General features: G+C 63.3%; 18 protein-coding genes. 9 read left to right on the top strand and 9 right to left on the bottom strand.

The window, feature by feature from the left end; genetic code table 11:
- Nucleotides 1-77: 77 nt before the first annotated feature.
- The 3 genes from E8L03_RS18625 to E8L03_RS18615 are packed head-to-tail and all read right to left on the bottom strand — an operon-like array spanning nucleotide 78 to nucleotide 1287.
- Nucleotides 78-236: a rubredoxin gene (locus E8L03_RS18625; RefSeq protein ID WP_144306587.1), complete on the bottom strand. Its 159-nt coding sequence runs from the start codon at nucleotides 234-236 to the stop codon at nucleotides 78-80.
- Nucleotides 237-254: 18 nt separating this feature from the next.
- Nucleotides 255-749, bottom strand: coding sequence for a rubrerythrin family protein (locus tag E8L03_RS18620; RefSeq protein WP_144306588.1), 495 nt, complete (start codon nucleotides 747-749; stop codon nucleotides 255-257).
- Between the two features lie 10 nt (nucleotides 750-759).
- Nucleotides 760-1287, bottom strand: coding sequence for a Fur family transcriptional regulator (locus tag E8L03_RS18615; protein ID WP_167512593.1), 528 nt, complete (start codon nucleotides 1285-1287; stop codon nucleotides 760-762).
- A gap of 164 nt (nucleotides 1288-1451) precedes the next feature.
- Here E8L03_RS18615 and E8L03_RS18610 point away from each other — a divergent pair, with 164 nt between their 5' ends.
- The 6 genes from E8L03_RS18610 (at nucleotide 1452) to E8L03_RS18585 (ending at nucleotide 12852) form a co-directional block, all read left to right on the top strand.
- A complete protein-coding gene (locus E8L03_RS18610; protein ID WP_171268156.1) occupies nucleotides 1452-5402 on the top strand; it encodes a PAS domain S-box protein in 3951 nt (1316 codons plus the stop codon).
- Between the two features lie 469 nt (nucleotides 5403-5871).
- Nucleotides 5872-7017, top strand: a complete 1146-nt coding sequence (locus E8L03_RS18605; protein ID WP_171268155.1) for a methyltransferase type 11 — start codon at nucleotides 5872-5874, stop codon at nucleotides 7015-7017.
- A 128-nt stretch (nucleotides 7018-7145) separates the two neighbouring features.
- A complete protein-coding gene (locus E8L03_RS18600) occupies nucleotides 7146-8042 on the top strand; it encodes an AraC family transcriptional regulator (protein ID WP_244963580.1) in 897 nt (298 codons plus the stop codon).
- Nucleotides 8043-8072: 30 nt separating this feature from the next.
- Nucleotides 8073-9053 (top strand): DMT family transporter, encoded by a 981-nt coding sequence (locus E8L03_RS18595; protein WP_171268154.1) that lies wholly within the window; start codon nucleotides 8073-8075, stop codon nucleotides 9051-9053.
- Nucleotides 9054-9107: 54 nt separating this feature from the next.
- Nucleotides 9108-10139, top strand: coding sequence for a bifunctional helix-turn-helix transcriptional regulator/GNAT family N-acetyltransferase (locus tag E8L03_RS18590; protein ID WP_171268153.1), 1032 nt, complete (start codon nucleotides 9108-9110; stop codon nucleotides 10137-10139).
- A gap of 400 nt (nucleotides 10140-10539) precedes the next feature.
- Nucleotides 10540-12852, top strand: a complete 2313-nt coding sequence (locus tag E8L03_RS18585) for a methyl-accepting chemotaxis protein (protein ID WP_171268152.1) — start codon at nucleotides 10540-10542, stop codon at nucleotides 12850-12852.
- A gap of 180 nt (nucleotides 12853-13032) precedes the next feature.
- Here E8L03_RS18585 and ftsH read toward each other — a convergent pair whose 3' ends face one another.
- Nucleotides 13033-14967, bottom strand: coding sequence for an ATP-dependent zinc metalloprotease FtsH (gene ftsH / locus E8L03_RS18580; RefSeq protein ID WP_171268151.1), 1935 nt, complete (start codon nucleotides 14965-14967; stop codon nucleotides 13033-13035).
- Between the two features lie 354 nt (nucleotides 14968-15321).
- Between ftsH and E8L03_RS18575 the strand changes: the two genes are divergently transcribed.
- The 3 genes from E8L03_RS18575 (at nucleotide 15322) to E8L03_RS18565 (ending at nucleotide 19599) form a co-directional block, all read left to right on the top strand.
- Entirely contained in the window at nucleotides 15322-18306 is a 2985-nt protein-coding gene (locus E8L03_RS18575) for a UPF0182 family protein (protein ID WP_171268150.1), read from the top strand.
- A gap of 109 nt (nucleotides 18307-18415) precedes the next feature.
- Complete coding sequence (locus E8L03_RS18570) at nucleotides 18416-18799, top strand: hypothetical protein (RefSeq protein ID WP_144306597.1); 384 nt, start codon at nucleotides 18416-18418, stop codon at nucleotides 18797-18799.
- A 362-nt stretch (nucleotides 18800-19161) separates the two neighbouring features.
- Nucleotides 19162-19599 (top strand): hypothetical protein, encoded by a 438-nt coding sequence (locus E8L03_RS18565; protein ID WP_171268149.1) that lies wholly within the window; start codon nucleotides 19162-19164, stop codon nucleotides 19597-19599.
- Between the two features lie 226 nt (nucleotides 19600-19825).
- Here E8L03_RS18565 and E8L03_RS18560 read toward each other — a convergent pair whose 3' ends face one another.
- From E8L03_RS18560 to E8L03_RS18540, 5 genes are read right to left on the bottom strand one after another with little or no spacing between them, the layout of a single operon-like run.
- A complete protein-coding gene (locus E8L03_RS18560; RefSeq protein WP_144306599.1) occupies nucleotides 19826-20722 on the bottom strand; it encodes a F0F1 ATP synthase subunit gamma in 897 nt (298 codons plus the stop codon).
- 3 nt (nucleotides 20723-20725) lie between these two features.
- Entirely contained in the window at nucleotides 20726-22279 is a 1554-nt protein-coding gene (locus E8L03_RS18555; RefSeq protein ID WP_144306600.1) for a F0F1 ATP synthase subunit alpha, read from the bottom strand.
- Nucleotides 22263-23189 carry a F0F1 ATP synthase subunit delta gene (locus E8L03_RS18550; protein WP_171268148.1) on the bottom strand — a complete coding sequence of 309 codons (927 nt, stop codon included), beginning with the start codon at nucleotides 23187-23189 and terminating at the stop codon, nucleotides 22263-22265. The genes E8L03_RS18555 and E8L03_RS18550 overlap by 17 nt, the downstream gene beginning before the upstream one ends.
- Before the next feature lie 4 nt (nucleotides 23190-23193).
- Nucleotides 23194-23475: a F0F1 ATP synthase subunit C gene (locus tag E8L03_RS18545; protein ID WP_144306602.1), complete on the bottom strand. Its 282-nt coding sequence runs from the start codon at nucleotides 23473-23475 to the stop codon at nucleotides 23194-23196.
- The gene (locus tag E8L03_RS18540) at nucleotides 23468-24199 is read right to left on the bottom strand and encodes a F0F1 ATP synthase subunit A (protein WP_171268147.1); all 732 of its coding nucleotides are present in this window, start codon (nucleotides 24197-24199) and stop codon (nucleotides 23468-23470) included. The genes E8L03_RS18545 and E8L03_RS18540 overlap by 8 nt, the downstream gene beginning before the upstream one ends.
- Nucleotide 24200 lies beyond the last annotated feature (1 nt).

Here is a 24200-nt window from a genome sequence, read left to right as displayed (position 1 = left end):
CATTCCAAATTAGAAGGGGCCTGCGCTCCAATGGAACGCAGACCCCCCGTAAGTTCACCGCTGTCCGCTCGTGCGAACTAGTCGACTTTCTCGAAGTATTCCTTCAATGCTCCGCACTTGGGGCAGACCCAGTCCTCGGGTACCTGCTCCCAGGGCGTACCGGGCTGGACGCCGTTCTCAGGGTCGCCGTCTTCCGGATCGTACACGTAGCCGCATGGGCATTCCCACTTTTCCATTACTGCAACCTCCTGGAATTAATCGACCATAAAGAATGCTTTCTTGCCGGCCTTGCACACGGGGCACTGGTCCGGGGCTTCGCCTTCACACGTGTAGCCGCATATCGAGCATACGTAATAGTCCACATCGGACTGGTCGTCCAGGTTGTCCAGGGCCTTCTGGTAGAGATTGGCGTGCACCTTCTCCACCTCGTTGGCAAAGGTGAAGGAGCGCAGGGCCTGGGTCGCGCCTTCGGCCTCGGCGTCCACGATCATCTCCGGGTACATTTCCTTGAACTCGTGCGTCTCGCCGGCCACAGCTTCCTTCAGGTTGTCCTCTGTGGTGCCGATGCCGTTCATGGCGCGAAGGTGCGCATGGGCGTGCACGGTCTCGGCCGCCGCGGCGGCGCGGAAGAGCTTGGCCACACGGCCGTAGCCGTCCTTGTCTGCCTTGTCGGCAAAGGCCAGATACTTACGGTTGGCTTGGGACTCGCCTGCAAACGCCTCCTGCAGATTCTTCTCGGTCTTGGACATCACTATCTCCTTACTGGTTTTGTTGTCGTGTCGTTGTCTTGTCCCCGCAGCCATGCGCAGCTGCGGTTTCGTCTTCCCTTGTCGCGGCGCATCGACTGCATACGCCTTCCAGCACGACGCGGCTGGAACGAATCTCGCCGCACTCCCTGGCCGCCTCGGGCGGCTCAAGCGCGTCGAACTCGCGCCATGCAAAATCATATACCCGTCCGCACACACTGCAGCAAAAATGGTGGTGGTCCGAGACGTCCCCGTCGAACCGCGTTGCTCCGCGCACTCTGATCTTGACGACAAAGCCCGCATCTTCGAGCATGTCCAGGGTGCGGTACACCGTATCGATGGAGACGGACGGAATACGCCCGCGCACCCGCTGGAAGAGCTTTTCTGCCGAGGGATGGTCACGGGCCCGGGAGATCTCCTCGAAGATCACTTCCCGCTGGTGCGTCACCTTGAGACCAGCGCGGCGGCACGCCGTGCGAAAGGCAAGGCTGGCGGACGCGCTGTCTTTTTCCGTGGGATGTGTGTGCGTGTTGTTGTTCATAATCATTCTTAAGTAGGAATAAATCCTATTTCGTCCTTTCTGTCAACCTCTCCTTGACTTTTTTGACCGATTTCCAGGTTCGTAAATAGATTGGCATAGATACCAGCTAATGCTATACACCAATCGCAGTCTGAGAATGTCTTGCACCTATCCCAGGGAAACACATGACAGGCACGAATCGCAAAGGCGGCTCTTCCAGGCACCCTGAGCAGGAGCTGGAAGAAGCCCGCAAGCGCATCGCGGAGCTTGAAGCGGAGCTGCAAGCCTGCTCGGAAAAGTCGCATCAGGAGATCGAGCGTTTCAAGCGCCTCTTCGAGGAAGCGCCCCTGGGCTACCAGTCCCTGGACGAGCATGGAAACTTTCTGGAGGTCAACCAGAGGTGGCTTGATTTGCTGGGATATTCCCGCGACGAGGTCATCGGCAGAAACTTCAGCGAGTTCCTCCCCCCGGAGTGGCGGCAGCATTTTGCCGAAAATTTTCCCCGCTTCAAGGCCATCGGCGAGATCCTCGGTGTGGAGTTCGAGCTCGCCCGCAAGGACGGCTCAACCTTTCTCGTCTCCTTCAACGGTCGCATCGGCCGGGACACGGACGGCGGCTTTCAGCAGACCCACTGCGTTTTCCACGACATAACGGAGCGCCGGCGCTTCGAAGAGGCCCTGCGCAAGAGCGAGGCCACGCTGCACGCCGTGGTCAACGGCTCGCCGGTGCCTACCTTCGTTATCGACAAGGACCACACGGTCATCCACTGGAACAAGGCCATCGAGAATATTTCCGGTGTCGATGCCGCAAGCATCCTGGGCACGAACCGGCACTGGTCGGCCTTCTATACCAACGCCCGGCCATGCCTCTGCGACCTCGTGGTCGATGGCAAATACGACGACATCCACACGCTTTACCCCGGCGTCACGCAGCCCTCTCCCCTGCTTTCGAACTGCTACAACATCACGGACTTTTATCCGGAGCTCGGCGAGTCCGGCGCCTGGCTCTCCTTCACCGCGGCCCCCATTGTGGACGCCTTTGGCGAGATACTCGGCGCCGTGGAGGTGCTGGAGGACGTCACCGAGCAAAAGTCCTCGGAAGCCGCCCTGCGCGAGAGCAGAGAGCTGTATCGCGAGCTTTCCGACGCCACCTTCGAGGCCATCATCCTCTCCAGCGACGGCCTCTGCATCGGCCACAACACCACCGCGGAGCGCATGTTCGGATACGCCGGGCAGGACCTCATGGACTCCCAGTGCCAGCAGCTGGTCCACCCCGACTACCGCGAGGCGGCGCAGGAATACATTCTTTCGGACAGGGAAGATCCTTTCGAGACCGTGGCCCTGCGCAAGGACGGCTCCTCCTTCCCCTGCGAGATGCAGGGCCGGACCACCAACGGCGGGGGCGCCGCCGTCCGCGTGGTTGCCCTGCGTGACATCACGTTGCGCAAGCAGTCCGAAAAGGAGCTGTGCGAAAGCGAGGAGCGCTACCGCCTGCTGGTTGAGAACGTGAACGATCTGGTGGTCAAGGTGGACCCGGAGGGCCGCTTCCTCTTTGTCAGCCCCAGCTACTGCGAGCTCTTCGGCCTGCGCCCCGAAGACCTCCTGAACAAGCAGTTCATGCCGCTGGTGCACGAGGAGGACCGGGAGGCCACGGCCGAGGCCATGAAAGCCCTGTTCGAGCCACCGCACACGGCGTACGTGATCCAGCGCGCCATGACCGAGCACGGCTGGCGCTGGCTGGCGTGGTCGGACAAGGCGATTCTCGACGAGAACGGCGAGATTGTCTCCATCGTGGGCATCGGCCGGGACATAACGGAGCGCAAGCAAGCCGAGGAAGCTCTGAAGAAACGCGAGGCCGAGCTGGAGAGCATTTTCCGCGCCGCTCCCATCGGCATCGGCGTGGTGGTCGACCGCGTGTTCACCAAGATCAACACCAGCCTCATGGAAATGACCGGCTACTCCCGCGAGGAGCTCCTGGGCCATAGCTCCCGCCTGATCTACCCCGACGAGGCCGAGTACGACCGCATCGGCGCAGAAAAGTCCGTGCAGTTCGCCAAGGAAGGCATGGGGACATTGGAAACGCGCTGGCGGCGTAAGAACGGGGAGCTCTTCGACGTCCTCGTGAGTTCCGCGCCCCTCTCACCCGGCGATCCTTCGGCCGGAGACACTTTCATTGCCGTGGACATCACCGAGCGCAACAAGACCCTGGCAGCGCTCCGGAAGAGCGAAGAGCAGTTCCGCACCCTCTACGAGAACGCCCCGGTAGGCATCCTCCAGACCACGCTGAACGGCCGTTACCTCAACGCCAATCCCCAGCTTGCGGCCATGTACGGCTATGATTCCGCGGAAGAGCTGCTCGACCACGTGCACTCCATAGGCGAGGAGATCTACGCCGACTCCGAGGAGCGCGAACGGCTCATCGAGCAAATCCTCCTCCGCGGTGAGGTGAAGTACCACGAGAGCAAGCGCCGCCGGCGCAATGGCGAGGAGTTCTGGGTTTCCATGAGCCTGCGCGCAGCCTATGACGAGGATGGCGCAATAGAGCACCTCGACGGCTTCACCATCGACATCACCCAGCGCAAGTGGATGGAGGAGACTCTGCGGGACCGCGAGCTCAAGTTCCGCAACTTCTTCGAGCACTCGGCCGAAGGCATTTTGCTGAGCTCTGACAAAAACATAATCACCGAAGCCAATCCGGCGGCGGCCGAGATCCTGGGCTACGCCTCGGCGGACGAGCTTATCGGCACGGTCTCCACGGACTTGCTCCACCCGGACGACGTCGCCCAGGTGCCCCTCGCCAACACCCTGCCCGAGGCCAAGAAGGGCGGCGTGATCAAGATCGAACGCCGCTACCGCCGCGCCGACGGCAGCTACGTGCCTGTGGACTCCACCATCAAGTTCCTTGCGGACACGGGGATACACCACGTCATTTTCCGCGACATCACGGAGCGCAAGAAGGCCGAGGCCGTGCTGGTGCAGGCCAAAGAGGCGGCCGAGGCGGCCAGCCGCACAAAGTCCGAGTTCCTGGCGAACATGAGCCACGAGATCCGCACGCCCCTCAACGGCATGCTTGGCATGCTCCAGCTCCTGCTCACCACGGGGCTCAACGAGGAGCAGCAGGACTATGTGGACACAGCCGTCCAGGCCTGCCGGCGGCTCACGCGGCTCCTTTCCGACATTCTGGACCTCTCGCGCGTGGAGGCCGGCAAGATCCACCTCCAGATAGAAACCTTCGACCTGCCTGATCTGCTCCAGCAAAGCCTGGACCTGTTCCAGCCCATGGCCGAGCAGTCCGCCGTGCAGCTCGTTCTGGATGTCGACCCCACCCTGCCGCGGTTCGTCAAGGGCGACCCGGCCCGGTTGCTGCAAGTGCTCAACAACCTCGTTGGCAACTCCATGAAGTTCACCCATGCCGGCAGCGTCCAGGTGTCGTCGCGGCTCGTGTCCTCGCCAAAATCGGAGCAGATTCAGGTGCTTTTCTCGGTAACGGACACCGGCATCGGCATCCCGAGCGACAAGTTCCACACGCTGTTCGAACCCTTCACCCAGGTCAACGAAGGCTTCACGCGCCAGTACCAGGGCGCCGGCCTGGGGCTCTCCATCTGTAAACGCCTTGTCGATCTCATGGGCGGCGACATCTCCGTGGAAAGCGAGATGGGCCGCGGGACCACGGTCCTCTTCCTCGTGCCGCTCAGCATTGCCGAAGAAACGGCGGAGCACCAGGATGCAGAGGCGAAGGCCGACGCTTCTCCGGCCAGTCTCCGGGTTCTGCTGGTGGAAGATGACCCGGCCAGCGCGCTCTCCCTGCGCAGGCTCCTGGAGAAACACGGCCACGATGTCTCGTCCGCCCAGAACGGGAAACAGGCGCTGGACATGCTCGCCAAGGCACCCTTCGATGCGGTGCTCATGGACATTCAGATGCCGGTCATGGACGGCGTGGAGGCCACGCGGGCCATCCGGCGCGGCGACATCGGCCAGGACAAGAGCAAGGTTCCCATCATCGCGCTCACGGCCCACGCCATGATCGGGGACAAGGACGCCCTGCTCGAGTCCGGCATGGACGACTACATCTCCAAGCCGGTGAACATACGCGCGCTGCTCGAAATCCTCGCCAACATCTCACCCGCCGCAGCTTAGCCGCCGAAACACTTCTTCGCCCCACATCCGAAGCTGTTTTTCCAGCCGCCCTTCCGAACCCGGCGCGGCCATTATTGCAAAAAGCCTCTGCGTAGCGCTGGACGAATTACACGATCATGGTATGCATTTCCGTCGTAACGTCATTCAGTTCTGTAATGAGTCATAGAAATATGAATGTCTATTCGTTTCTCCGGTACTGTGATGTACTGCTCCATGAATTTGATAAAAACCGGTCAACCAATCATACCAAATAGTATGAATGATGTGCAGGCGTTGACTGGCGCGAAGTAAAACAACTCCGCCATCTTGCCAAAATCACAATCGAAGCTTATCAATTATTAAAGTAGTTGGCCATTTTGCCACAAACCATCGAACTCAATTCAGAGTGAGCAAGAAGGAGCACTTGCCCCAACTCGGTAAAAATTCACTCGCAACGATAGAGTACGCCCTGCGGTGGAGCGACGATGATGTGCTGTACGAAGACCGTTATCTCGCCCGCCGCGTAAACGTCTGGCGTGACATATTTCCCAAGGGTCTGGAGGAGAAGCTTTCCGGCTGCCGTGTCGATGACAGCATCTGTTGCGACTACGGCCCCGGCCAGCTTGTCCCGCCGGCTCGCGAGGCCAATGTTCTGCGTCTGCCCTTTGAAGATTTTCAGCAGCGCACGATTTCTGGCCGTCATGTCACGACCCGGCTCGGGCGGTTCTACCCGCAAGGCATGCTGCGCGATATTCTCGGCGTGTTCCCGAGCACAACCACGCCGTTCCGTATCGTGGAGATGGACGACCACGGCTTTGTTGCGGACTGCAACCATCCTTTGGCGCGATTTCCCCTCACCCTGGAGGCGCGGGTCCTGCGGCTGGAGGACAAGAGCGGCGAGACCGACGGTCGGCTCAGTCACTGGGTGGAGGAGTTCTGCAACTGGGGTCCGGGAATGCAGGCGCATCTGCCTGATACAGCCACGGACTTCGTGGACAAGGAGTTCTTCGACCGCATCGACACGGCGGCCGACGCCTCATTCTACGCCGATCCGCGCATTATCGGGCACGTGGACTCCCAGGCCAGCGCCAACCTGCAGGCCATCTACTCGCGCTCGTTGCAGCCGGGCATGCGCGTGCTCGACCTCATGAGCAGCGTGGAGTCCCACCTGCCTCTGGAGATGGACATTGTCGTCACCGGCCTCGGACTCAACGGCGTGGAGATGTCCAAGAACCCCCGCCTCTCGCGATACGTCGTCCACGACCTGAACACGGACGCCACCACACTGCTGCAGCCTTCGGGCTATGAGGCCGTTGTCTGCAGCCTTTCCTTCGAGTACCTCACGCATCCGGTGGCCGTGCTGAACAACGTCCACGATCTCCTGGTTCCCGGCGGCGTGCTGCTGGTGGGGCTTTCCAACCGCTGGTTCCCCACCAAGGTGATTTCCGGCTGGGTCGACCTGCACGAGTTCGAGCGCGTGGGCTATGTGCTCGATTGCATGCAGCGCGCCGGATTCACCTGCAAGGAGGCCGTAAGCATGCGCAACGATTGGCGTCCACCATGGGACGACCACTTCGTGGAAACACGCGGGGTCAGCGATCCTGTCTACGTGGTCCGGGCGGAGAAGGCGGCGTAGACGTTCGCGAGACAAGCGGTGGCCGCGGCCCCCCTTGCCCTTGCCAATCATTGCGCCAGCAACGCGCGGGTTCTTCAGTCGGCTGAACTTTGTTGACGCCGCCGGCTTTTCCGGAGCATGCTGCCTGAATGACCCGTCCCTTTCCGGGCGGTCCGTTCCAAGGGCAGCGCATGAACCATCCCCCGACAGAAGAAGTACGCGTGCTCGCACCGCCGGCCATGCCCGGCGTGGAGCTGATGCACGCCCGCTACGTGACCCAGCGTTTCTCCAGGCATTTCCACGAGGAGTACGCCATCGGGATCATCGAGCGCGGGGCCATGAATTTCCGCTACCTGGGTGACGACATGACAGCGGCGGCCGGGCAGGTGAACCTGGTGGTGCCTGGCGAGGTCCACGACGGCCACGCCGCCGTGGCGGAGCTCGGCTGGACGTACCGGATGTTCTACCTCGACCCCTCGGTGCTGGAGCCGGCGCTGCAGGAGCTCACGGTTCGGCCGCGCTCGGTCCACTTCCAGGCCGGCGTCATCCAGGACCCGGCCCTGGCCGAGCGGGTGCTGCGCGCCCACCACGCCCTGGGCACGCCCGGCGCCTCTACCCTGGCCAGGCAAACCCTGCTGCTGGACATGCTCACCTACTGGATTGCCGAGCACGGCGAAAAGCGCTCCTCCCTGCCGGCCCAGCGGCCGGAGCCCGGCGCGGCCGCCGTGGCGCGAGAGATCATCAACGACCGCCACGCCGAGGACTTGCGGTTGGACGAGCTCGCGACCCAGGCCGGCATGAGCCCCTACCACCTGGTGCGCGTGTTCAAGGCGCGCCACGGCCTCCCTCCCCACGCTTACCTCGTACAGGTGCGCATCGGCCGGGCCAAGGCACTGCTGCGCACGCCCATGCGGCTGGCCGACATTGCCGCGGCCGTTGGCTTTGCCGATCAGAGCCACCTCACCCGCCACTTCAAGCGCCAGTTCGGCGTCACGCCGGGCGCATACCGCAATTTTCTTCAAAACACCGGCGACCCTGCCGCGTAGAGTAGCGCCTCCTGCATCAAGGAGGTGCACATGTCCGTTTCCCCCATAGCACCCCGGCGTTCCCGCTGGGCTGCGTATCTGTATCTGAGCTCGGCCATGGTCATCGTGGGCAGCTCTGTGGTGGCCGGCAAGCTCATGGTGGTGGAGCTGCCCGTGTTCCTGTCCTCGGCCCTGCGCTTCGTCATCGCCCTGGCCGTGCTCGTGCCGATCATGCGATTGCGCGAGGGCTCCTGCCTGCCGCGGCTCTCCAGCCGCAACTGGCGCATCCTGGCGCTCCAATCGCTCTTCGGCTCATTCCTCTTCACCACCTTTCTGCTCTACGGCCTGGGCAGCACCTCGCCGGCAGCGGCCGGCGTCATCACCAGCACCACCCCGGCGTGGATCGGCCTCATCGCCTGGCTGGCCATGGGCGAACGGCCGGGCCGCCGCGCCGTGGCCGGCATCGCCTGTGCGCTCCTGGGCGTGCTGCTCATCAACACGGCCGGGACATCCGGCCACAGCGGGACCGTCTCCCTGGGCGGCAACCTACTGGTCATCGCCGCCGTGCTCTGCGAATCGCTTTTCCTGCTCATGCGCAAGGGCGTGGACCAGCCGCTCACGGCCCTGGGCGCGTCCACGGCCATTTCGCTCTTCGGGCTTGTCTGGTTCCTGCCGGCCGGCGTGGTGCAGGCCGTGCAGTTCGACTACGCCGCAGCCAGCACCGGGGCGTGGCTCGCCGTGGTCTACTACGGCCTGGTGATCACCATCGTAGCCTACCTTTGCTGGTTCGCGGGCATCGTGCGAGTGGACGCGGCCACGGCCGGAGTCTTCACCGGGCTCATGCCGGTCAGCGCCGTGGTCCTCTCCATGCTGGTGCTGGGCGAGGCCATGACCTGGCCCACCCTGGCCGGCTGCGCCCTGGCTCTGGCCGGCATCCTGCTCATCTCCTTGGCAAAGGGCAAAGAAGAAACAGCCGCCTCAGGCGAAACGACAGCGACCAAGACGGAAACGGCGGCAGCCAACGCGAGTTGACTTTATCAACCCAAAGCCATACGCTCTTCTCTACGCCATCCGGAGGAGAGTGCCATGAGCGTGAGCAACACACATGTATCTGCCAGAACTATCGAGACATTCCGCCGCTTCAACCGCCTGTATACGCGGCTGCTGGGCCTGTTCAACAGAAAGCTCCTGGACGGACCGCTGAGCCTGGCCGAGGCGCGGGCGCTGTACGAGATCGTGGCTGCGCCAGGCGTATCGGCCGCCGACCTGAGCCACGTGTTGGGCATGGACCGCGGCCAACTGAGCCGGCTGCTGAACCGGCTCATCAAGGACGGCCTCATTGAGCGCCACGGTGAACCCGGCGGCCGCAAGGTGCTGCCCCTCCACCCCACGGCGGAAGGACGCGCCCTGCTGGCAGAGCTGGAAGCGGCGGCGGACAAACACGCCGCCACGCTCTTTGGCCCCATGGGCGCACGGGAAAACGAGCGCCTGCGCGTCACGCTGCAGCAGTTGGAAACCATGCTGGCCGGCGCCGGCCCGCAGAGCGCAGCCCGAGACCAAGGGTCCGGCGTAACCATCCGCGAGTCCAGACCCGGCGATCTGGGCTGGATCATCACCAGACACGCCGAGTACTACCATCGCGAGCACGGGTTCGACGCCGAGTTCGAAAAGTACGTGCTGCTCAGCCTGGCCGAGTACGTGAAAAAGGACCCGGCCGGCAGCCGGGTGTGGATCGCCGAGCACGACGGCGCGCCTGCCGGCTCCGTGGGCATCGTCCAGCTGGAGGGCAACCGGGCGCAGATGCGCTGGCTGCTGGTGGAGGGCCATGCGCGCGGCCTGGGCGTGGGGCGGTTGCTCGTGGAGCAGGCCCTGACCTTCTGCCGGGAGCGCGGCTACGACCGTGTCCTTCTCTGGACCCTGGAGATGCTGCACCCGGCGCGCGCCCTGTACGCCTCCTTCGGCTTCACCATCGCCGAAACCGGCGAGTGCCTGATGGGCGGGCAGGAGATGGTGGAGGAGTGCTGGACACTGGATCTGCGGCCTGAAGGCGACCAGCCCTCGGAAAACAACGACGCCCTCGTATTCCTGACCGGACGCGGCCACGGCCACATCGACTGACCCCCTCCCCTACGGTGCGCCCTGTGCGCCATTCTTGAATGCGATTCGATGTCTGTCACAACAACTCGGTTCGCAATCTCGCTTCTGATGTCTGCTTGCTGATTAATCTTTTTAGAATGTGTAACCACGCGTACTTTCTATACGCAACTAGTATAGAACGCCCTGGCAAAGCTGATCCTGCATCCCCTGAAGTGAATTTAATATCACAACAGATCAACTACACAATAATTAATGATAATTTTGTTAATACATGCTATGCGGCAAACAGTAATAGCCCAAATCACCATCCGCAACCCCTGCCTAGCACTATGGAATACTTGAATCTTCCATTCTCCATACGGACTTAAGCACGGCGCATCTCACCTGGGATCTGGATCTATTTGGCTTTGTAGAGGACGGCATGAAAAAAAGCATTGGAATTGTACTGATCACACTCGTATCTTTGGCGATTCTCGTCGCCATGGCCATCATCATCTGGTACGTGAGCAGCTCCTCCTTCGGGATGGCTCTCAAGCTTGGCGAGCAGGAGATGCACCAGCTCACCGAAAATATGAAAAGCTCCCTGAAGCTGTATCTGGATGATGCTGTTTCAGTGACAGAGAGCTTGGCGAACCAGCAAGGCGTCCGCAAAGGGTTCAAGGGAGAGAGCGATGCAGCGAGCGAAGTTTTCAAGGATTCTCTCGCCGCGTACGAAAACTACTGGGCCATGTTCTCCTTCGATCCTGACGGCAAGGTCATTGCCGGCTTCAATGCGGATGGTACGGACATGACTGGTGCGGACCGCTCCGGCAGAAACTATGTCAAGGCCCTGCAGGACGGCGCTGACAGCTACATCACGCCTTCCATCCTCAAGTCCAAAAGCGGCGGCGGCATATTGATCTTCGGCATCAGCCAGGCCGTGCGCGACTCCAACGGCCAACTTCTTGGCGGCGTAGCCGTATTCCCCAAGTGGAATATCTTCACCGAGGAGTTCCTGGACCCTATCCGCATCGGGAAGCGCGGATACGGCCTGATCTTTGACGCATCGGGAACAGTCATCGCCCATGCCGTCAACAAGGACCTCATCCTGAAGGACATGAGCGGCGCCGACTTCATGCAGCCAGTCTTGAACGAAAAAAGCGGTGTCACGTTCTACCCGTGGAACGGCGAAGAAAAAATATTTACCTTCACCTCCATGGAGAAAACCGGGTGGATCGTCGGCATGAGCGCGTATGTGTCTGAAATAGCTGCCACCGCCAAGACACAGCGTAACGTGTTGCTGATCATCGGCGCCGCCACGCTGGTCATGCTCATCGCCATTATCGCGCTTCTGGCCCGCAGACTGGTGGTCAGACCGGTCAATGCCATCGAGGAGTTTACCCACAGCATTGCCGACGGCGACTACTCCGTCTCCCTCTCGGACAACTTCCGCTACGAGTTCACCGACCTGTCCCGCAACATCTCGTCCATGGTCGCCGAGCTCAAGCACAAGCTGGGCTTCTCGCAGGGCGTGCTGGAAGGACTCACCCTGCCCTGCGCTATCGTCGGCAAGGACCACACCATCCTCTGGTGCAACCACCTCATATGCGATTTCATCGGAAAATCCGGCAAACCCGAGGACTACATCGGCTTGCCTTCCGGCGAGTTCTTCTATCACGAGGCCAACAGACAGACCTTGTCCAACAGGGCCCTCGACGAGAAGCGGAAGATCGAGCAGGAAGTCCTGTACACGACACCGGCCGGCGTCACCAAGACGGTGTTCGTCACCACCACGCCGTTTTCGGACATGGACGGCAACATCCTCGGCTCGCTCGCCTTGTGGATCGACCTGACCGACATCCGCACCCAGCAGCACAAGATCGAGGAGCAGCGCGACCGCATTGCCAAGGCTGCCGTGGAGGCGAACAACGTGGGCGACCAGGTGGCCTCCGCCTCCGAGGAGCTCTCGGCCCAGATCGAGCAGGCCAGCCGCGGCACCGACGAGCAGCGCAATCGCACCTCCGAGGTGGCCACGTCCGTGGAGGAGATGAACGCCACGGTGCTGGAGGTGGCCAACAACGCCTCGAACACGGCCAAGGGCGTGGACGAGGTGCGCGTCAAGGCGCAGGAAGGCGAACGCATCGTCATGGATGTGGTCAAGAACATCGGCCGGGTGAGCAGCATGGCCGAAACTCTGAGCCAGGACATGGCCGGCCTGGGCAAGCAGGCCGAGGACATCGGCGCCATCCTGGGCGTTATCCAGGACATCGCCGACCAGACCAACCTGCTGGCCCTGAACGCGGCCATCGAGGCGGCCCGCGCAGGCGAGGCCGGCCGGGGGTTCGCCGTGGTGGCGGACGAGGTGCGCAAGCTGGCCGAGAAGACTATGAGCGCGACCACGGAGGTGGGCCGCTCCATCCAGGCTATCCAGGAAAGCGCCAAAAAGAACATCACCCAGACCGAAACCGCCGTGCAGGCCGTCCGCGAAAGCACGGAGCAGGCCGAGATCTCGGGACAGTCCCTGCGCGACATCGTGGTGCTGGTGGAGGATTCCTCGGACCAGGTGCGCAGCATCGCTACGGCGTCGGAGCAACAGTCCGCGGCCAGCGAGGAGATCAACCGCTCCATGGACGAGATCAACCGCGTGGCCGACGAGACCGCCCAGGCCATGCGCGAAAGCGCCACGGCCGTGACGGACCTCGCCCGGCTGGCCCAGGACCTCAAGGGCATCATCGACGAGATGCAGCGGGATTAACGCACGCCAGCTCCGCCGCGCAGGGCTCCGGCCCCGGTCTCGCGGCAACGGCAGCGCAGAAAGTACAAACGGCCCGGCTTCCCCGTATCGAACAGGGAGGCCGGGCCGTTTTTCCATGGCGGTATCGCGGTGCCTCCGGCGCGTTTTCCGAGTCGCTCTCCTGGGATCGCGCCGTGAGCGCTATTGCGCAGGAGCCGGCTCCTCCTCGACAGCAGGAGACTCCGGTTTTTTCCCGCCGATCAGCTCGCGCAGCTCATCGCCGGATATCTCCTCTTCCTCCAGCAGCCGCTCCACCAGGGCGTCGAGCTCGCCGCGGTGCTCCTCCACGATTTTCCTGGCGCGGTCGTAGGCCTCGTCCAGAATGGCCTGCACCTGGCGGTCCACCTCGTGCTGAGTCTCCTCGGCGTAGTCGCGGCGCTTGGCTATCTCCTCGCCCAGGAAGACGTTCTCCTGCTCGCCGCCCAGGGAGATGTGGCTGAAGGCGTCGCTCATGCCCCACTCCAGCACCATCTTGCGCGCCAGCCTGGTGGCTTCCAGAAGGTCGCTGCCCGCCCCGGAGGTCAGAGCGCCAAAGACCGCCTGCTCGGAAGCACGCCCTCCCATCATGGTGGCCAGCCGATCCAGCAGGTACTCCTTGCGGTAGATGTAACGCTCGTCCTCCGGGAGCTGCATGGTCGCGCCCAGGGACCGCGCACGCGGAATGATGGATATCTTGTGCAGGGGGTCGGCATGCTTCAGCTTGGCCGCGGCCAGGGCGTGGCCGCCCTCGTGGTAGGCGATGAGCCGCTTCTCCTCGTCGGTCAGGGAGAGGCCCTTGCGCTCCAGCCCCATGGTCACCCTGTCGCGGGCGTTCTCCACGTCGTCGCGGGTGATGCGCTTCCGGTCATAGCGTGCGGCAAAGAGCGCGGCCTCGTTGAGCATGTTTTCCAGGTCCGCGCCGCTGAAGCCGGGGGTGGAGCGCGCCAGCTCGTCCAGGTCCACGTCGTCCGCCAGGGGCTTTTTGCGGGAATGGATCTTCAGGATAGCCAGCCGCGCCTTGCGCGTGGGCCGGTCCACGGTAATGCGGCGGTCAAAGCGCCCCGGCCGCAGCAGAGCCGGGTCCAGAATGTCCGGGCGGTTGGTGGCGCTCATCACCACCACGTTCTCATTGGGTTCGAACCCGTCCATCTCGCTCAGCAGCTGGTTCAGGGTCTGCTCTCGCTCATCGTTGCCACCGCCCAGGCCTGCGCCGCGGCGCCTGCCTATGGAGTCGAGCTCGTCGATAAAGATGATGCTCGGCGCGTTCTTCTTGGCTTCCTGGAACATGTCGCGCACGCGGGACGCACCCACGCCCACAAACATCTCCATGAACACCGAGCCGGAGATGGAGTAGAACGGCACGCCGGCCTCGCCGGCCACGGCCTTGGCCATCAGGGTCTTGCCGCATCCGGGCGGCCCCACCAGTAGCGTGCCCTTGGGCGCCTGGCCGCCGAGCCTGGAAATCTTCTCGGGATCCTTCAGAAAGGTGATGACCTCCCTGAGCTCGCCCTTGGCGTTGTCCGCTCCGGCCACATCGTCAAAGGTCTTGCCCGGCATGGTGCTGTCGTAGAGCGTGGCCTTGGACTTGCCTATGTTGAAGATGCCCATGCCCGGACCGGCGCGCCCGCGCATGCGCTTGTACTGGTAGTAGAAAAGCCCCACAATAAGCAGGAACGGCAAGAGCGAGATAATGGCGTACCACAGGTAGCCGCCGTCCTCCTGCTTGGGTGTGGTGGCTACGGCCACGTTGTTTTTGCTGAGCAGCCCCATGAGCTGGTCGTCGCCGAAGCTGGGCAGGAACGTGTAGAACTCGTTGAACGAGACGGTGCGGTTGCCCTGCAGGCTTCTGGTGCGGTTCTGGGACAGGACGCCGTCGATGCGCTCGCCCTGGACGCGAACGGACTGCACGTGGCCGTTCTGAACCTCGCTGCGGAAGGCGTCGTAGTCGATCTTGTAGCGCGGCTCCTGCGACCCCATGTAGGCCGAGTAGAGGGCATAGACGATGGAAACGAGCAGAATCGCGAGGAAGAACCGTTTCCAGATCCTGCCTGCCTCCTTGTACTGTTTGAGATTTGGAGATGGTCCGCTGTCAGGCATGAAAAAGCTCGCATGGGTGGTGGGTTGCTGGGAATGCCCGCGCTATTCACGGCGCAAGGCTCAATGTCACAGTCTCAACCAGGCGCGCGCACCGGGACAACCAGGAGTTTTCGAGTAGGCCGCGCCGCCCGGGCTTCCACATGACGCCCGGATAAATCACCGTCTCGACCGCGAACTCATTCGGCCCCTGCGCCCAGGACATGCACCTGTCCACAGCGTATGGCTGCGCGCCTTGCCCATGGCCCCGTTGATGCCGTACTATGGCAATCTCAGCTTTCCTTTCCGGCACGTTCTGTATGCCGGTCTATACAAACGGCGCGTGGAGACACCGCCGTCAGCCTTTGCGAGCAACGCATGTACACAGCCATCATTGCCCTGTCCCTGGCCCTGGCCCTTCTCCTCATCTATCGCGGCCGGGCTCGTAACTCCCGGCTGAACATCGCCCTGGGCGTAGCCGTGGGCGCGGGCATGCTTGGATTCTTCCTGCTGCTCGGCCTCTGGGGCGAGGCCCTGTGGTTCCAGAATGTTGGCTACGCCTCCCGCTTCTGGAAGGCGATCTTCGCGCAGGTGCTGCTCTTTCTCGGTGCGGGCGCCGGCATGGGCGTGCTGATGTACGCGCTGCTCCATCCGCTCACTCGCCGCAGCCGGGGTACGGACGTGCGCAACCGCTTTGCCCGGCAGGGCGCGGCCGGGCTGGTCTTCGTGGTCAGCGGCGTGATGGCCGCCGGCAAGTGGGAGCTCATACTGCGGCTCATCGGCAGCCAGGCGACGGGTATTGCCGATCCGGCCCTGGGTCTGGACGTCTCCTTCTACCTCTTTGCCCTGCCCGTGCTGGACCTGCTGCAGGATATCCTCTGGGTCTCCATGATCATCGGCCTGTCCGCCACATTCCTGGCCGCGCTTACCGGCAAGAGCGCCGACGAGGCCGAGCGCATCGACCACATCGACGACCCGGCCGAGGCCCTGGCCCTGCTCTCGCGCCGGCCGTTCGCCCTGTTCGCGCCCATCACGGCCTACTCCCTGCTGATGCTGGCCTTTGGCCAGACCCTCAACATCTTCCATCTGCTCTACTCCAAGTACGGCGTGGTGCGCGGGCCGGGCTGGACCGACATGCACGTGCGCCTGCCCGGCTACGTGATCATGGCCGCGCTCTTCGTGCTTATCGCCCTGATCATCGCCGTGCCCCGGCTGCGGCTGCGCATCGGCGGGCATATCGTTCCCAACGGCGCACCGTCCTTCCTTTCGCGCAGCCCGGTGGTGGGCTTCGGCCTCATCGCCGTGGTGGTCTGGGCCATACTGCTCACGGCCGCGCCCACGCTGGTGCAGTGGCTCGTGGTCCAGCCCAACGAGATCACCTACGAAGAGCCGTACATCGCCAACAGCATCACCATGACGCGCAAGGCCTTCAAGCTGGACACGGTGGAGGAGCGCCGCTTTCCCCAGACCGGCGAGCTGACCCACCAGCTTGTGTCCGAGAACAAGGACCTCTTCGACAACATCCGGCTGTGGGACTGGCGCGCACTGGACGCCGTGTTCAAGCAGTTCCAGGAGATTCGGCTTTACTACGAGTTCAACGACGTGGACGTGGACCGCTACCACCTGGGCGGCAAGTACCGGCAGGTGATGATTTCATCGCGCGAGATGAACGTGGACAACCTGCCGGCCCAGAGCAACACCTTCGTCAACCGCCGCTTCAAGTACACCCACGGCTACGGCGCCGTGCTCAACGCCGTGAGCGAGTTCACCGAGAACGGCCTGCCCAAGCTGCTGCTCAAGGACCTGCCGCCCAAGGCGGATTATCCGGAGCTGCAGATCAACACCCCCGGCATCTACTACGGCGAGCTCACCAGGTACCCGGCCGTGGTCAACTCCGAGGAAGAGGAGCTGGACTACCCCAGCGGCGAGAACAACGTCTATGTCCACTACAAGGGCGCCGGCGGCGTGCCCATGGAAGGCCCCTGGCGCAAGTTCCTCTTCGGCTGGAAGCACGACGGGACCGAGCTGTTCATGTCCGGCTACCCGCGCAAGGGCACGCGCATCCAGTTCCACCGCCAGATCGAGGACCGCGTGAAGACCCTGGCCCCGTTCCTGGATTACGACGCCGACCCCTACACCGTGATCGCGCACGGCAAGATGTACTGGATCATCGACGCCTACACGAGCAGCGGCTACTACCCCTACAGCGAGAGCTTCCGCACCGGCGTGGCCAAGAACGCCGCGCACACCAACCCGCGGAACATACTCCAGTCCGTACACGGCGAGCAGCTCACCGACCAGGTCAACTACGTGCGCAACTCCGTGAAGGTCGTGGTGGACGCCTACAACGGCGACGTGAGCTTCTACGTTTTCGATCCGGAGGACCCCATCATCCGCGCCTGGGAGAACACGTTCCCCGGCATGTTCAAACCGCGTAGCGAGATGGACGACGAGCTGGAAAAACACATCCGCTACCCGGCGGACCTGCTCCTGCTCCAGGGGCTGGTCTACTCCAAGTTCCACATGACCAACCCGGCCGTCTTCTACAACCAGGAGGACCTCTGGGTGCGCGCCACGGAGAAGTACTACGACCAGGTCATCCCGGTCTCGCCGTACTATGTGATGTGGGAGCCGCCGGACCGCGACAAGACCGAGTACGTGCTCATCATGCCCTTCACGCCCAAGAACAGGCAGGTGCTCATCGGCTGGATCGCCGGCATGTGCGACGGCGAGAACTACGGCCGGCTGCTGGCCTACAAGTTCCCCAAGGAAAAGCGCGTGCTGGGGCCGCAGCAGGTGGAGACCAAGATCGACCAGGACAGCTTCCTCTCCGGGCAGCTTTCCCTGTGGGACCAGCGCGGCTCCAACGTCATCCGCGGCAACGTGCTGGCCATCCCCGTGGGCGAGACCCTGCTCTATGTAGAACCCATCTACCTGCAGGCGGAAACCGCGGCCTACCCGGAGTTGCGGCTGGTGGCCCTGATGCACGAGGACACCCTGAGCTACGCCGACACCTTTGAGAAGGCGCTGAAGAAGCTCTTGGGCGAGGAGCCGGAGCAGAACGAGCTGTTCGGGCCGGGCACGGAAGCCCCGGGTGCTGGCACGGCCACCATGGACCAGCTCATCGACCGCGCCTCCAAGGCGTTCAACCGCGCCATGGAGTCCATGGGCAAGCGCTCCTTCCAGGACGCCATGCAGGCCTTCGGCGATCTGGAACAAAGCCTGAACTCGCTGGAGGCAATGCGCTCTGGCTCGGCCGCGCCGAATGCCCAGACCGCGCCCGGCAACGCGACCGGGGTGACCGGGGCGACCGATGCGGACAACGCGACCAACGCGAACGGGGCGAACGGGCCAGTCCAGTAGGCGACGTGGGGCTGCGATTGTTGCAAAGAGCATGGCATCGCCCGTGCCTGTGTGGTAATATGGGGTTCTGAATGGAAACCAGTCGAACCACAAACAACACGGAGCAACCATGACCAGGCAGCTATCCTTCTCTAAAGAAGAACAGGACATACGTTCCGAGTTTCGAGAAATGATGAGCCAGGCGGAGTCCACCGAGGACGTCAAGAAGTTCTTCTTCCAGACGGTGCGTGAGCTCCTGAACAGGATCAGCGACAAGGAGTGGGACATCGAGTTCCGGCGCGATGTGAACCTGGACCTGGACCGCGGCGAGGGCTGGACTCTGTCGGACCGGCTCCTGGACCAGAACGGCCTGCGCGAGCTGCTGGACGAGTCCGACCTCGACAACATCCTGGACCGGCTGGCCGAAAAAGCCTGGAACCGCTACCGCCACCTGGACAAGCACCCGGAGAAGACTGAGCAGAAGATCTACCCCAAGGAGCCGCGACGCTTTTAGCCCGGCAGGCTGCCCCATTTCCCACGCTGGCTGCGTTGCTTCGAAGAGTTCAAATCCTCACGTATTTCTGTATACGCTTCGCCCTTGAACTCTTCTTGCGCCTTGCCACCGCGTTTTTGGGACAGCCTGCCGAAGTAATCCTTTCCAATACGTTGTTAGCGGGTCTGGCGCCACGGCAGCGATCGATCCGCCCGACCGCGCCTGTCCCTCTGCTCCGCCCGATAAAATATTTCGGGGCATACCCGACAACTGCCGTTGTTTTCACCTTCTACTCCGCCCCACGTCCAGCTATTCTGCTTTAATGGAAAACCCCTCGGCTGTCGGACTCGTGCCGCCAACACCATTACCAGGATGAGAACACCATGTTGAAGAAACCACTGCACATCTATGGCCTTTCCCTGCTCCTCGCATTGGCGCTGATTTTTGTCATGGCCGGAGCGGCCATGGCTGCGGAAGAGGGCAGCAAGAGCTCCCTTGAGATGACCATGGACAAGGACCTGCACTCGGCACAGGAAGACGCCGAGGCGTACAAGACGGATATCGACAAGCGGCTGCTCTGGCTGGAGGCCAGAATGGACGCCATTGTCCAGGACATGGACAAGCTGAGCGACGAAGGCCAGCAGCAGCTTATCGAGGCCCTCGCCGTGGTGGCAAGGGAGCGCCAGCAGCTGCGCGAGGACCTGGCCAAGCTGGACGCCAAGGACCCCATGCCGGAGGCCGTCGACGCCATCAATATGCAGCTCGTCAAGCTCCAGAAGGCGTACGAGGAGGCCAAGAAGGCCGTCACAAAGACCAAATAACAACGACACATGAACATATGCCGTATTGTTCATACATATAACGGGCCAGTCCACAGATAACTTGTCATTCTTCGGCGGACTGCACATGCGGACCGCCTCTACATAAACCGGGGAGGCTTCGCGGGGATGCCTCCCCGGACCTTTTTTGCTTGGGGAAATTTCGACAGGAGCAGCCCGGCGCGCTACCGGCGCAGGACCCGGTAAGGCCCCAGTAAGGTCAGCCCGTCTACGACTGCTGCTCCAAAGCCGTAAAGCCGGACACGATGTCCAGCAGCTCTTCGGTGATATTCATCTGCCTCCGCTGGCGATAGAGCGCCCGCAGCTCGTCCAGCTGGTTGTCGATGTTCTTCTCTGCGCCCTGCATGGCGGCCAGCCGGGCCGCGTTCTCCGCAGCCAGGGAGGCGGCCAGCGCCCGGAACAGCGAGCCAAACAGGAAGTGGCCCACCAGCTCCGAGAAAAGCGCACCGCGGTCCATACTGTAGTACGGCAGGCTGCGCGACTTCGAGTCGCGGCGTTCCCGCTGGCGTTCGCGCATCTCCTCCAGCAGCGCCTGCCGGATGGGCCAGAGCATGGCGTGGCGCGGCTCCGTGGCCTGCTGTGCGCCCTGCTGCGCGTGGAAAACGTGGAACGCGGTGATGTTCCGCTGCTCGCGGATTTCATTGACTGTAGAGAGTACCTGGGACACCGCGCCGCCGATTCCGCCCACCGAGCTCGGAAGGGTGAAGATCTTCTCGGGCTGGTCGGCCGTGTCGATGAACTGCGCGGCCATGCGTTCGCCCATGACAATGTAGATGCGCTTGCTGGGATCGTCGGCCATGGCTTCGATGGACGTACGGCCCACCTCGTGCACCTCTTCGTTCAGCTTGCCGCACATGCCCTGGTCCGAGCCGATGAGCAGGGCCAGCGGCTTTGCCGCCGTGGCCTTCTCCACCGGCGGGAAAGGCCAGTCCCGCAGCACGAAGCCCAGGCCCATGCGCACCGCAGCCTCGTACTGGGCCAGTGACCGCGCCGCCTCGTCATACTGCCGGATGGACACGGCGGCCAGCGACTTCATGGTGCGCACCACGGAGCCCAGGTCCTCGGTTCCCTCGATGCGCCGCTGCAGATCCTGAACAGTCTCCACGGCTCAACCCCCGTACCCGAAGGTCTCGTACACGGCCTTGGACGCCTCTTTGCGGATAGCCTCGGCGTCCTCGTCGGTCAGCTTCTCGCCCTGCTCTATGGACTGCATCAGCTCGGGCAGCTCCTTGCGCACGCGCAGCCGGATGGCCTGCTCGGCCTTGGCGATGTCCTCCAGATGGATGTCGTCCAGCGCGCCCTCGTTCACGGCGTGGAGCACGGCCACCTGCTCGGACGCCGGGATGGTGTCCCGCCGCGGCTGCTTGAGTATCTCGCGCACGCGGCGGCCACGGTCCAGGGTCTTGCGTGTCGCCTCATCCAGGCGGGTGCCGAAGCGCGAGAACGATTCGAGCTCCTCGAACTGCGAGTACGCCAGCCGCAGATCGCCAGCCACGCGGCGGTACGCCGGAAGCTGCGTCTTGCCGCCCACGCGCGAGACCGACCGGCCCACGTCCACGGCCGGGAGGATGCCTTTGCGGAACAGGTCCGGCGAGAGGTAGATCTGCCCGTCCGTGATGGAGATGAGGTTGGTGGGGATGTAGGCCGAGATGTTCTGCTCCTCGGTCTCGATGATCGGCAGGGCCGTGACCGATCCGCCGCCCAGGTCGTCGCGCATATGGGTGGAGCGCTCCAGCAGCCGGGAGTGGATGTAGAAGATGTCGCCGGGAAAGGCCTCGCGGCCAGGCGGCCGGCCCAGCAGCAGGGAAAGCTCGCGATACGCCCTGGCGTGGCGCGTCAGGTCGTCGAAGATCACCAGGGCGTCCTTGCCCTGGCTCATCACGTACTCGGCGATGGTCATGGCCGCGTACGGGGCCACGAACTGCCGGCCGGGCGGGTCCTCCTCCGAGGCCAGAACCACGGCCGTGTAGTCCATGGCGCCGGCGCGTTGCAGATCGCGCACCACCCGCGCCACGGCCGAGACGCGCTTGCCCACGCCGCAGTAGATGCAGATGACGCCGGTGTCCTTCTGGTTGAGAATCGCGTCCAGGGCCACGGCAGTCTTGCCGGTCTGACGATCGCCCAGAATCAGCTCGCGCTGGCCGCGTCCCACGGGGATGAGCGCGTCCACCACCTTGAGTCCGGTCTGCAAGGGTTCTTCTACGGGCGCACGGTCCAGAATGGCCGGGGCGGGCCGCTCTGCCGGAAGTTGCTGCGAGGCGCGCACCGGACCGCGGCCGTCCAGCGGCAAGCCGAGCGGATCGATGATCCGGCCCACGGCGGAGCCGCCCACCGGCACCTGCAGCACCTCGCCGGTGCGGCGCACGTAGTCGCCCGCGGAAAGCTCCTCGGCCTCGTCCAGAAGCACGATACCCACCCTGTCCTCGGCCACATCAAAGGCCAGGCCCCGGCGGCGGCTTTTGCCGATCTCCAGCAGCTCCATGGACTTGACGCCCGATGGTCCGTCGCTGGTCACAACGCCGGCGCTCACGGTGACGACGCGGCCCACCTCGCTGTAGACCGCCTGGAACGCCACCCGCTCCTGCGCCTGCTCCAGCACGCCCAACCCCTGACGCAGGGCATTGCGCAGCCGGTCCGTCTCCTGGCTAGGCGTCGTCGGCATCGTCCTTCTCCACAGTATCCGGGGATGGCGCGCCGCCCTGCCCGGCCTCGGTCGCGTTGGAAGCCTCCTCCTGAACATGCTTCACAGTGCCGGCCTCTTCCTGCCCAGACGAGCTGGCCCCTGACGAGCTGGCCCCGGACGCGCTGGTTGGCTGCTCCTCGGTCAAAAGCTCGCGCACCTCGCGCGATACGGCGTCCAGGTAGTCGCGCACGGTCCAGCCCAGGCTGCGGCCGCCGCAACGCAGCTCCATGCCCAGCACCAGTTCCTCGTCCACGGCGTAGTCCACAGCCACGTCCTTGCCGATAAGCTCGTGCACGGCGCGGGTGACAGCGCTTTTGGCCGATCCGGGCAGCGCCGTGGCGCTCACTACGGTGGCCGAGCTCCCATCCTCCTCGGCAGCCTCCTGCAGCCTGGCCGCGGTCTCGGGGTCCGCATTCTCCAGCACCTTGCGGAAAGCGGTTGCAGCCTGCTCCTCGGCGCTCACGTCGCCCATGGCCGCAAGGCTGCGGCGGGTCAGCTCGATGCACAGCGCGGCCGCCTGCTCGCGGAAGGTATGCACAAAGGAGTCAGTCTCCTGGCGCACGGCCGCGTTCAGCCCCTGGCGCAAATCGTCCGCTTCCTTCCGGGCCTTGTCCAGAAGCTCCTCGCGCGTGGACGCGGCCTCCTTCCTGGCCTGGCGCACGATCTCCTCGCGCTGCTGGGCCAGCTCCCGCTGCTCGGTCTCGAACTTGCGCTTCTGCGCCTCGGCCATTTCCCGCTCCTCGCGGGCGCTCTCCAACCGTTCCTGGATGTTCTGCTCGCGCTGGTCCATGGCCTTCACGATCCTGTCGTAGAGAAAGACCTTGAGCAGAATCATCAGGACGATGAAGTTGAGCGCCTGCGCGGCAACGGTGAACCAATCGATCAGCACGGGTCTAGCCTCCTGCCCCCGCCGCCTGGACGGCGTTCCAGAAGGGGTTGGCGAACAGGACAATCATCGAGACCACAAAGCAGTAGATGGCCGTGGACTCGATCATGGCCAGGCCCACGAAAAGCGTGCGGGTGATGGTGCTCGCCTCGTCCGGCTGCTGGGCGATTGCGGAAAGGGCCGAGGCCACTGCCCTGCCCTCGCCGAGCGCCGGGCCGATGGCGCCGAGGCCGATGGTGATCCCGGCCGTGAAGATCGAGATCATTCCTATGAGGCTCATACTATCCATTGTCGGATTCTCCTTGTTCGTGTGCATCCGCTTTCTGCTGTGCCTCCACGTGGGTCCGCGTGGCCGAGGCGATATAGACCATGGCGAGCACGGCGAAGATGTACGCCTGGATAACGCCGGTGAGCAGGCCAAGCACCTGCATGACCACCGGGAAAATGAGGGGGACCACGGCCATGAGGATGCCGGCAATCTTCACGCCGCTCATCATGTTGCCGAAAAGGCGTACGGCCAGGGCCAGGGTCCGTGAGAACTCGCCGATGACGTTGAAAGGCAGCATGATCGGCGTGGGTTTGAGGTAGTGCACGAAGTAGCCGAGCAGGCCCTGCTTGGCGATGCCGTAGATGAAGACCGAAAGAAAGACGCAGATGGCCAGGGCCGCAGTGGTGGAGAGCGACGCCGTGGGCGGCTCGAACCCTGGCACCACGGCCAGGATGTTAGAGACCAGGATGAACAGGAAGAGCGTGCCGATGAACGGCAGGTAGATGCCCGGCTCCTGGCCGCCGCTCACCTCGCGAATCTGGTCGCGCATGCCCTTGACGATGATCTCCAGGAGATTCTGCAGCCGGCCCATCTTGCCGCCCGTGGTCAGCCTGGAGGTGACTAGGAGCGAGACGATGACCAGCAGCGCCATGATCCCCCAGGTGAAGACGATGGTCGCGTTCAGATGGAACGGCCCGATGGTGTAGTAGACCACCTGGTCCGGACTGATATCCTGGAGCTGCATG

The sequence above is a fragment of the Oceanidesulfovibrio marinus genome, from assembly GCF_013085545.1.
In the GTDB taxonomy this organism is placed as follows: domain Bacteria; phylum Desulfobacterota; class Desulfovibrionia; order Desulfovibrionales; family Desulfovibrionaceae; genus Oceanidesulfovibrio; species Oceanidesulfovibrio marinus.
The sequence above is the reverse complement of the archived record's forward strand: the minus strand, read 5'-3'. Positions and strand labels throughout refer to the sequence as shown.

What these genes read in the sequence shown, in the direction of transcription:
- E8L03_RS18600 (WP_244963580.1), top strand. Translation starts at nt 7,146, where the DNA reads ATGACCCGTCCCTTTCCGGGCGGTCCGTTCCAAGGGCAGCGCATGAAC.
- E8L03_RS18540 (WP_171268147.1), bottom strand. Translation starts at nt 24,199, where the DNA reads ATGCAGCTCCAGGATATCAGTCCGGACCAGGTGGTCTACTACACCATC.
- ftsH (WP_171268151.1), bottom strand. Translation starts at nt 14,967, where the DNA reads ATGCCTGACAGCGGACCATCTCCAAATCTCAAACAGTACAAGGAGGCA.
- E8L03_RS18545 (WP_144306602.1), bottom strand. Translation starts at nt 23,475, where the DNA reads ATGGATAGTATGAGCCTCATAGGAATGATCTCGATCTTCACGGCCGGG.
- E8L03_RS18555 (WP_144306600.1), bottom strand. Translation starts at nt 22,279, where the DNA reads ATGCCGACGACGCCTAGCCAGGAGACGGACCGGCTGCGCAATGCCCTG.
- E8L03_RS18615 (WP_167512593.1), bottom strand. Translation starts at nt 1,287, where the DNA reads ATGAACAACAACACGCACACACATCCCACGGAAAAAGACAGCGCGTCC.
- E8L03_RS18565 (WP_171268149.1), top strand. Translation starts at nt 19,162, where the DNA reads ATGTTGAAGAAACCACTGCACATCTATGGCCTTTCCCTGCTCCTCGCA.
- E8L03_RS18625 (WP_144306587.1), bottom strand. Translation starts at nt 236, where the DNA reads ATGGAAAAGTGGGAATGCCCATGCGGCTACGTGTACGATCCGGAAGAC.
- E8L03_RS18575 (WP_171268150.1), top strand. Translation starts at nt 15,322, where the DNA reads ATGTACACAGCCATCATTGCCCTGTCCCTGGCCCTGGCCCTTCTCCTC.
- E8L03_RS18585 (WP_171268152.1), top strand. Translation starts at nt 10,540, where the DNA reads ATGAAAAAAAGCATTGGAATTGTACTGATCACACTCGTATCTTTGGCG.
- E8L03_RS18570 (WP_144306597.1), top strand. Translation starts at nt 18,416, where the DNA reads ATGACCAGGCAGCTATCCTTCTCTAAAGAAGAACAGGACATACGTTCC.
- E8L03_RS18590 (WP_171268153.1), top strand. Translation starts at nt 9,108, where the DNA reads ATGAGCGTGAGCAACACACATGTATCTGCCAGAACTATCGAGACATTC.
- E8L03_RS18610 (WP_171268156.1), top strand. Translation starts at nt 1,452, where the DNA reads ATGACAGGCACGAATCGCAAAGGCGGCTCTTCCAGGCACCCTGAGCAG.
- E8L03_RS18620 (WP_144306588.1), bottom strand. Translation starts at nt 749, where the DNA reads ATGTCCAAGACCGAGAAGAATCTGCAGGAGGCGTTTGCAGGCGAGTCC.
- E8L03_RS18595 (WP_171268154.1), top strand. Translation starts at nt 8,073, where the DNA reads ATGTCCGTTTCCCCCATAGCACCCCGGCGTTCCCGCTGGGCTGCGTAT.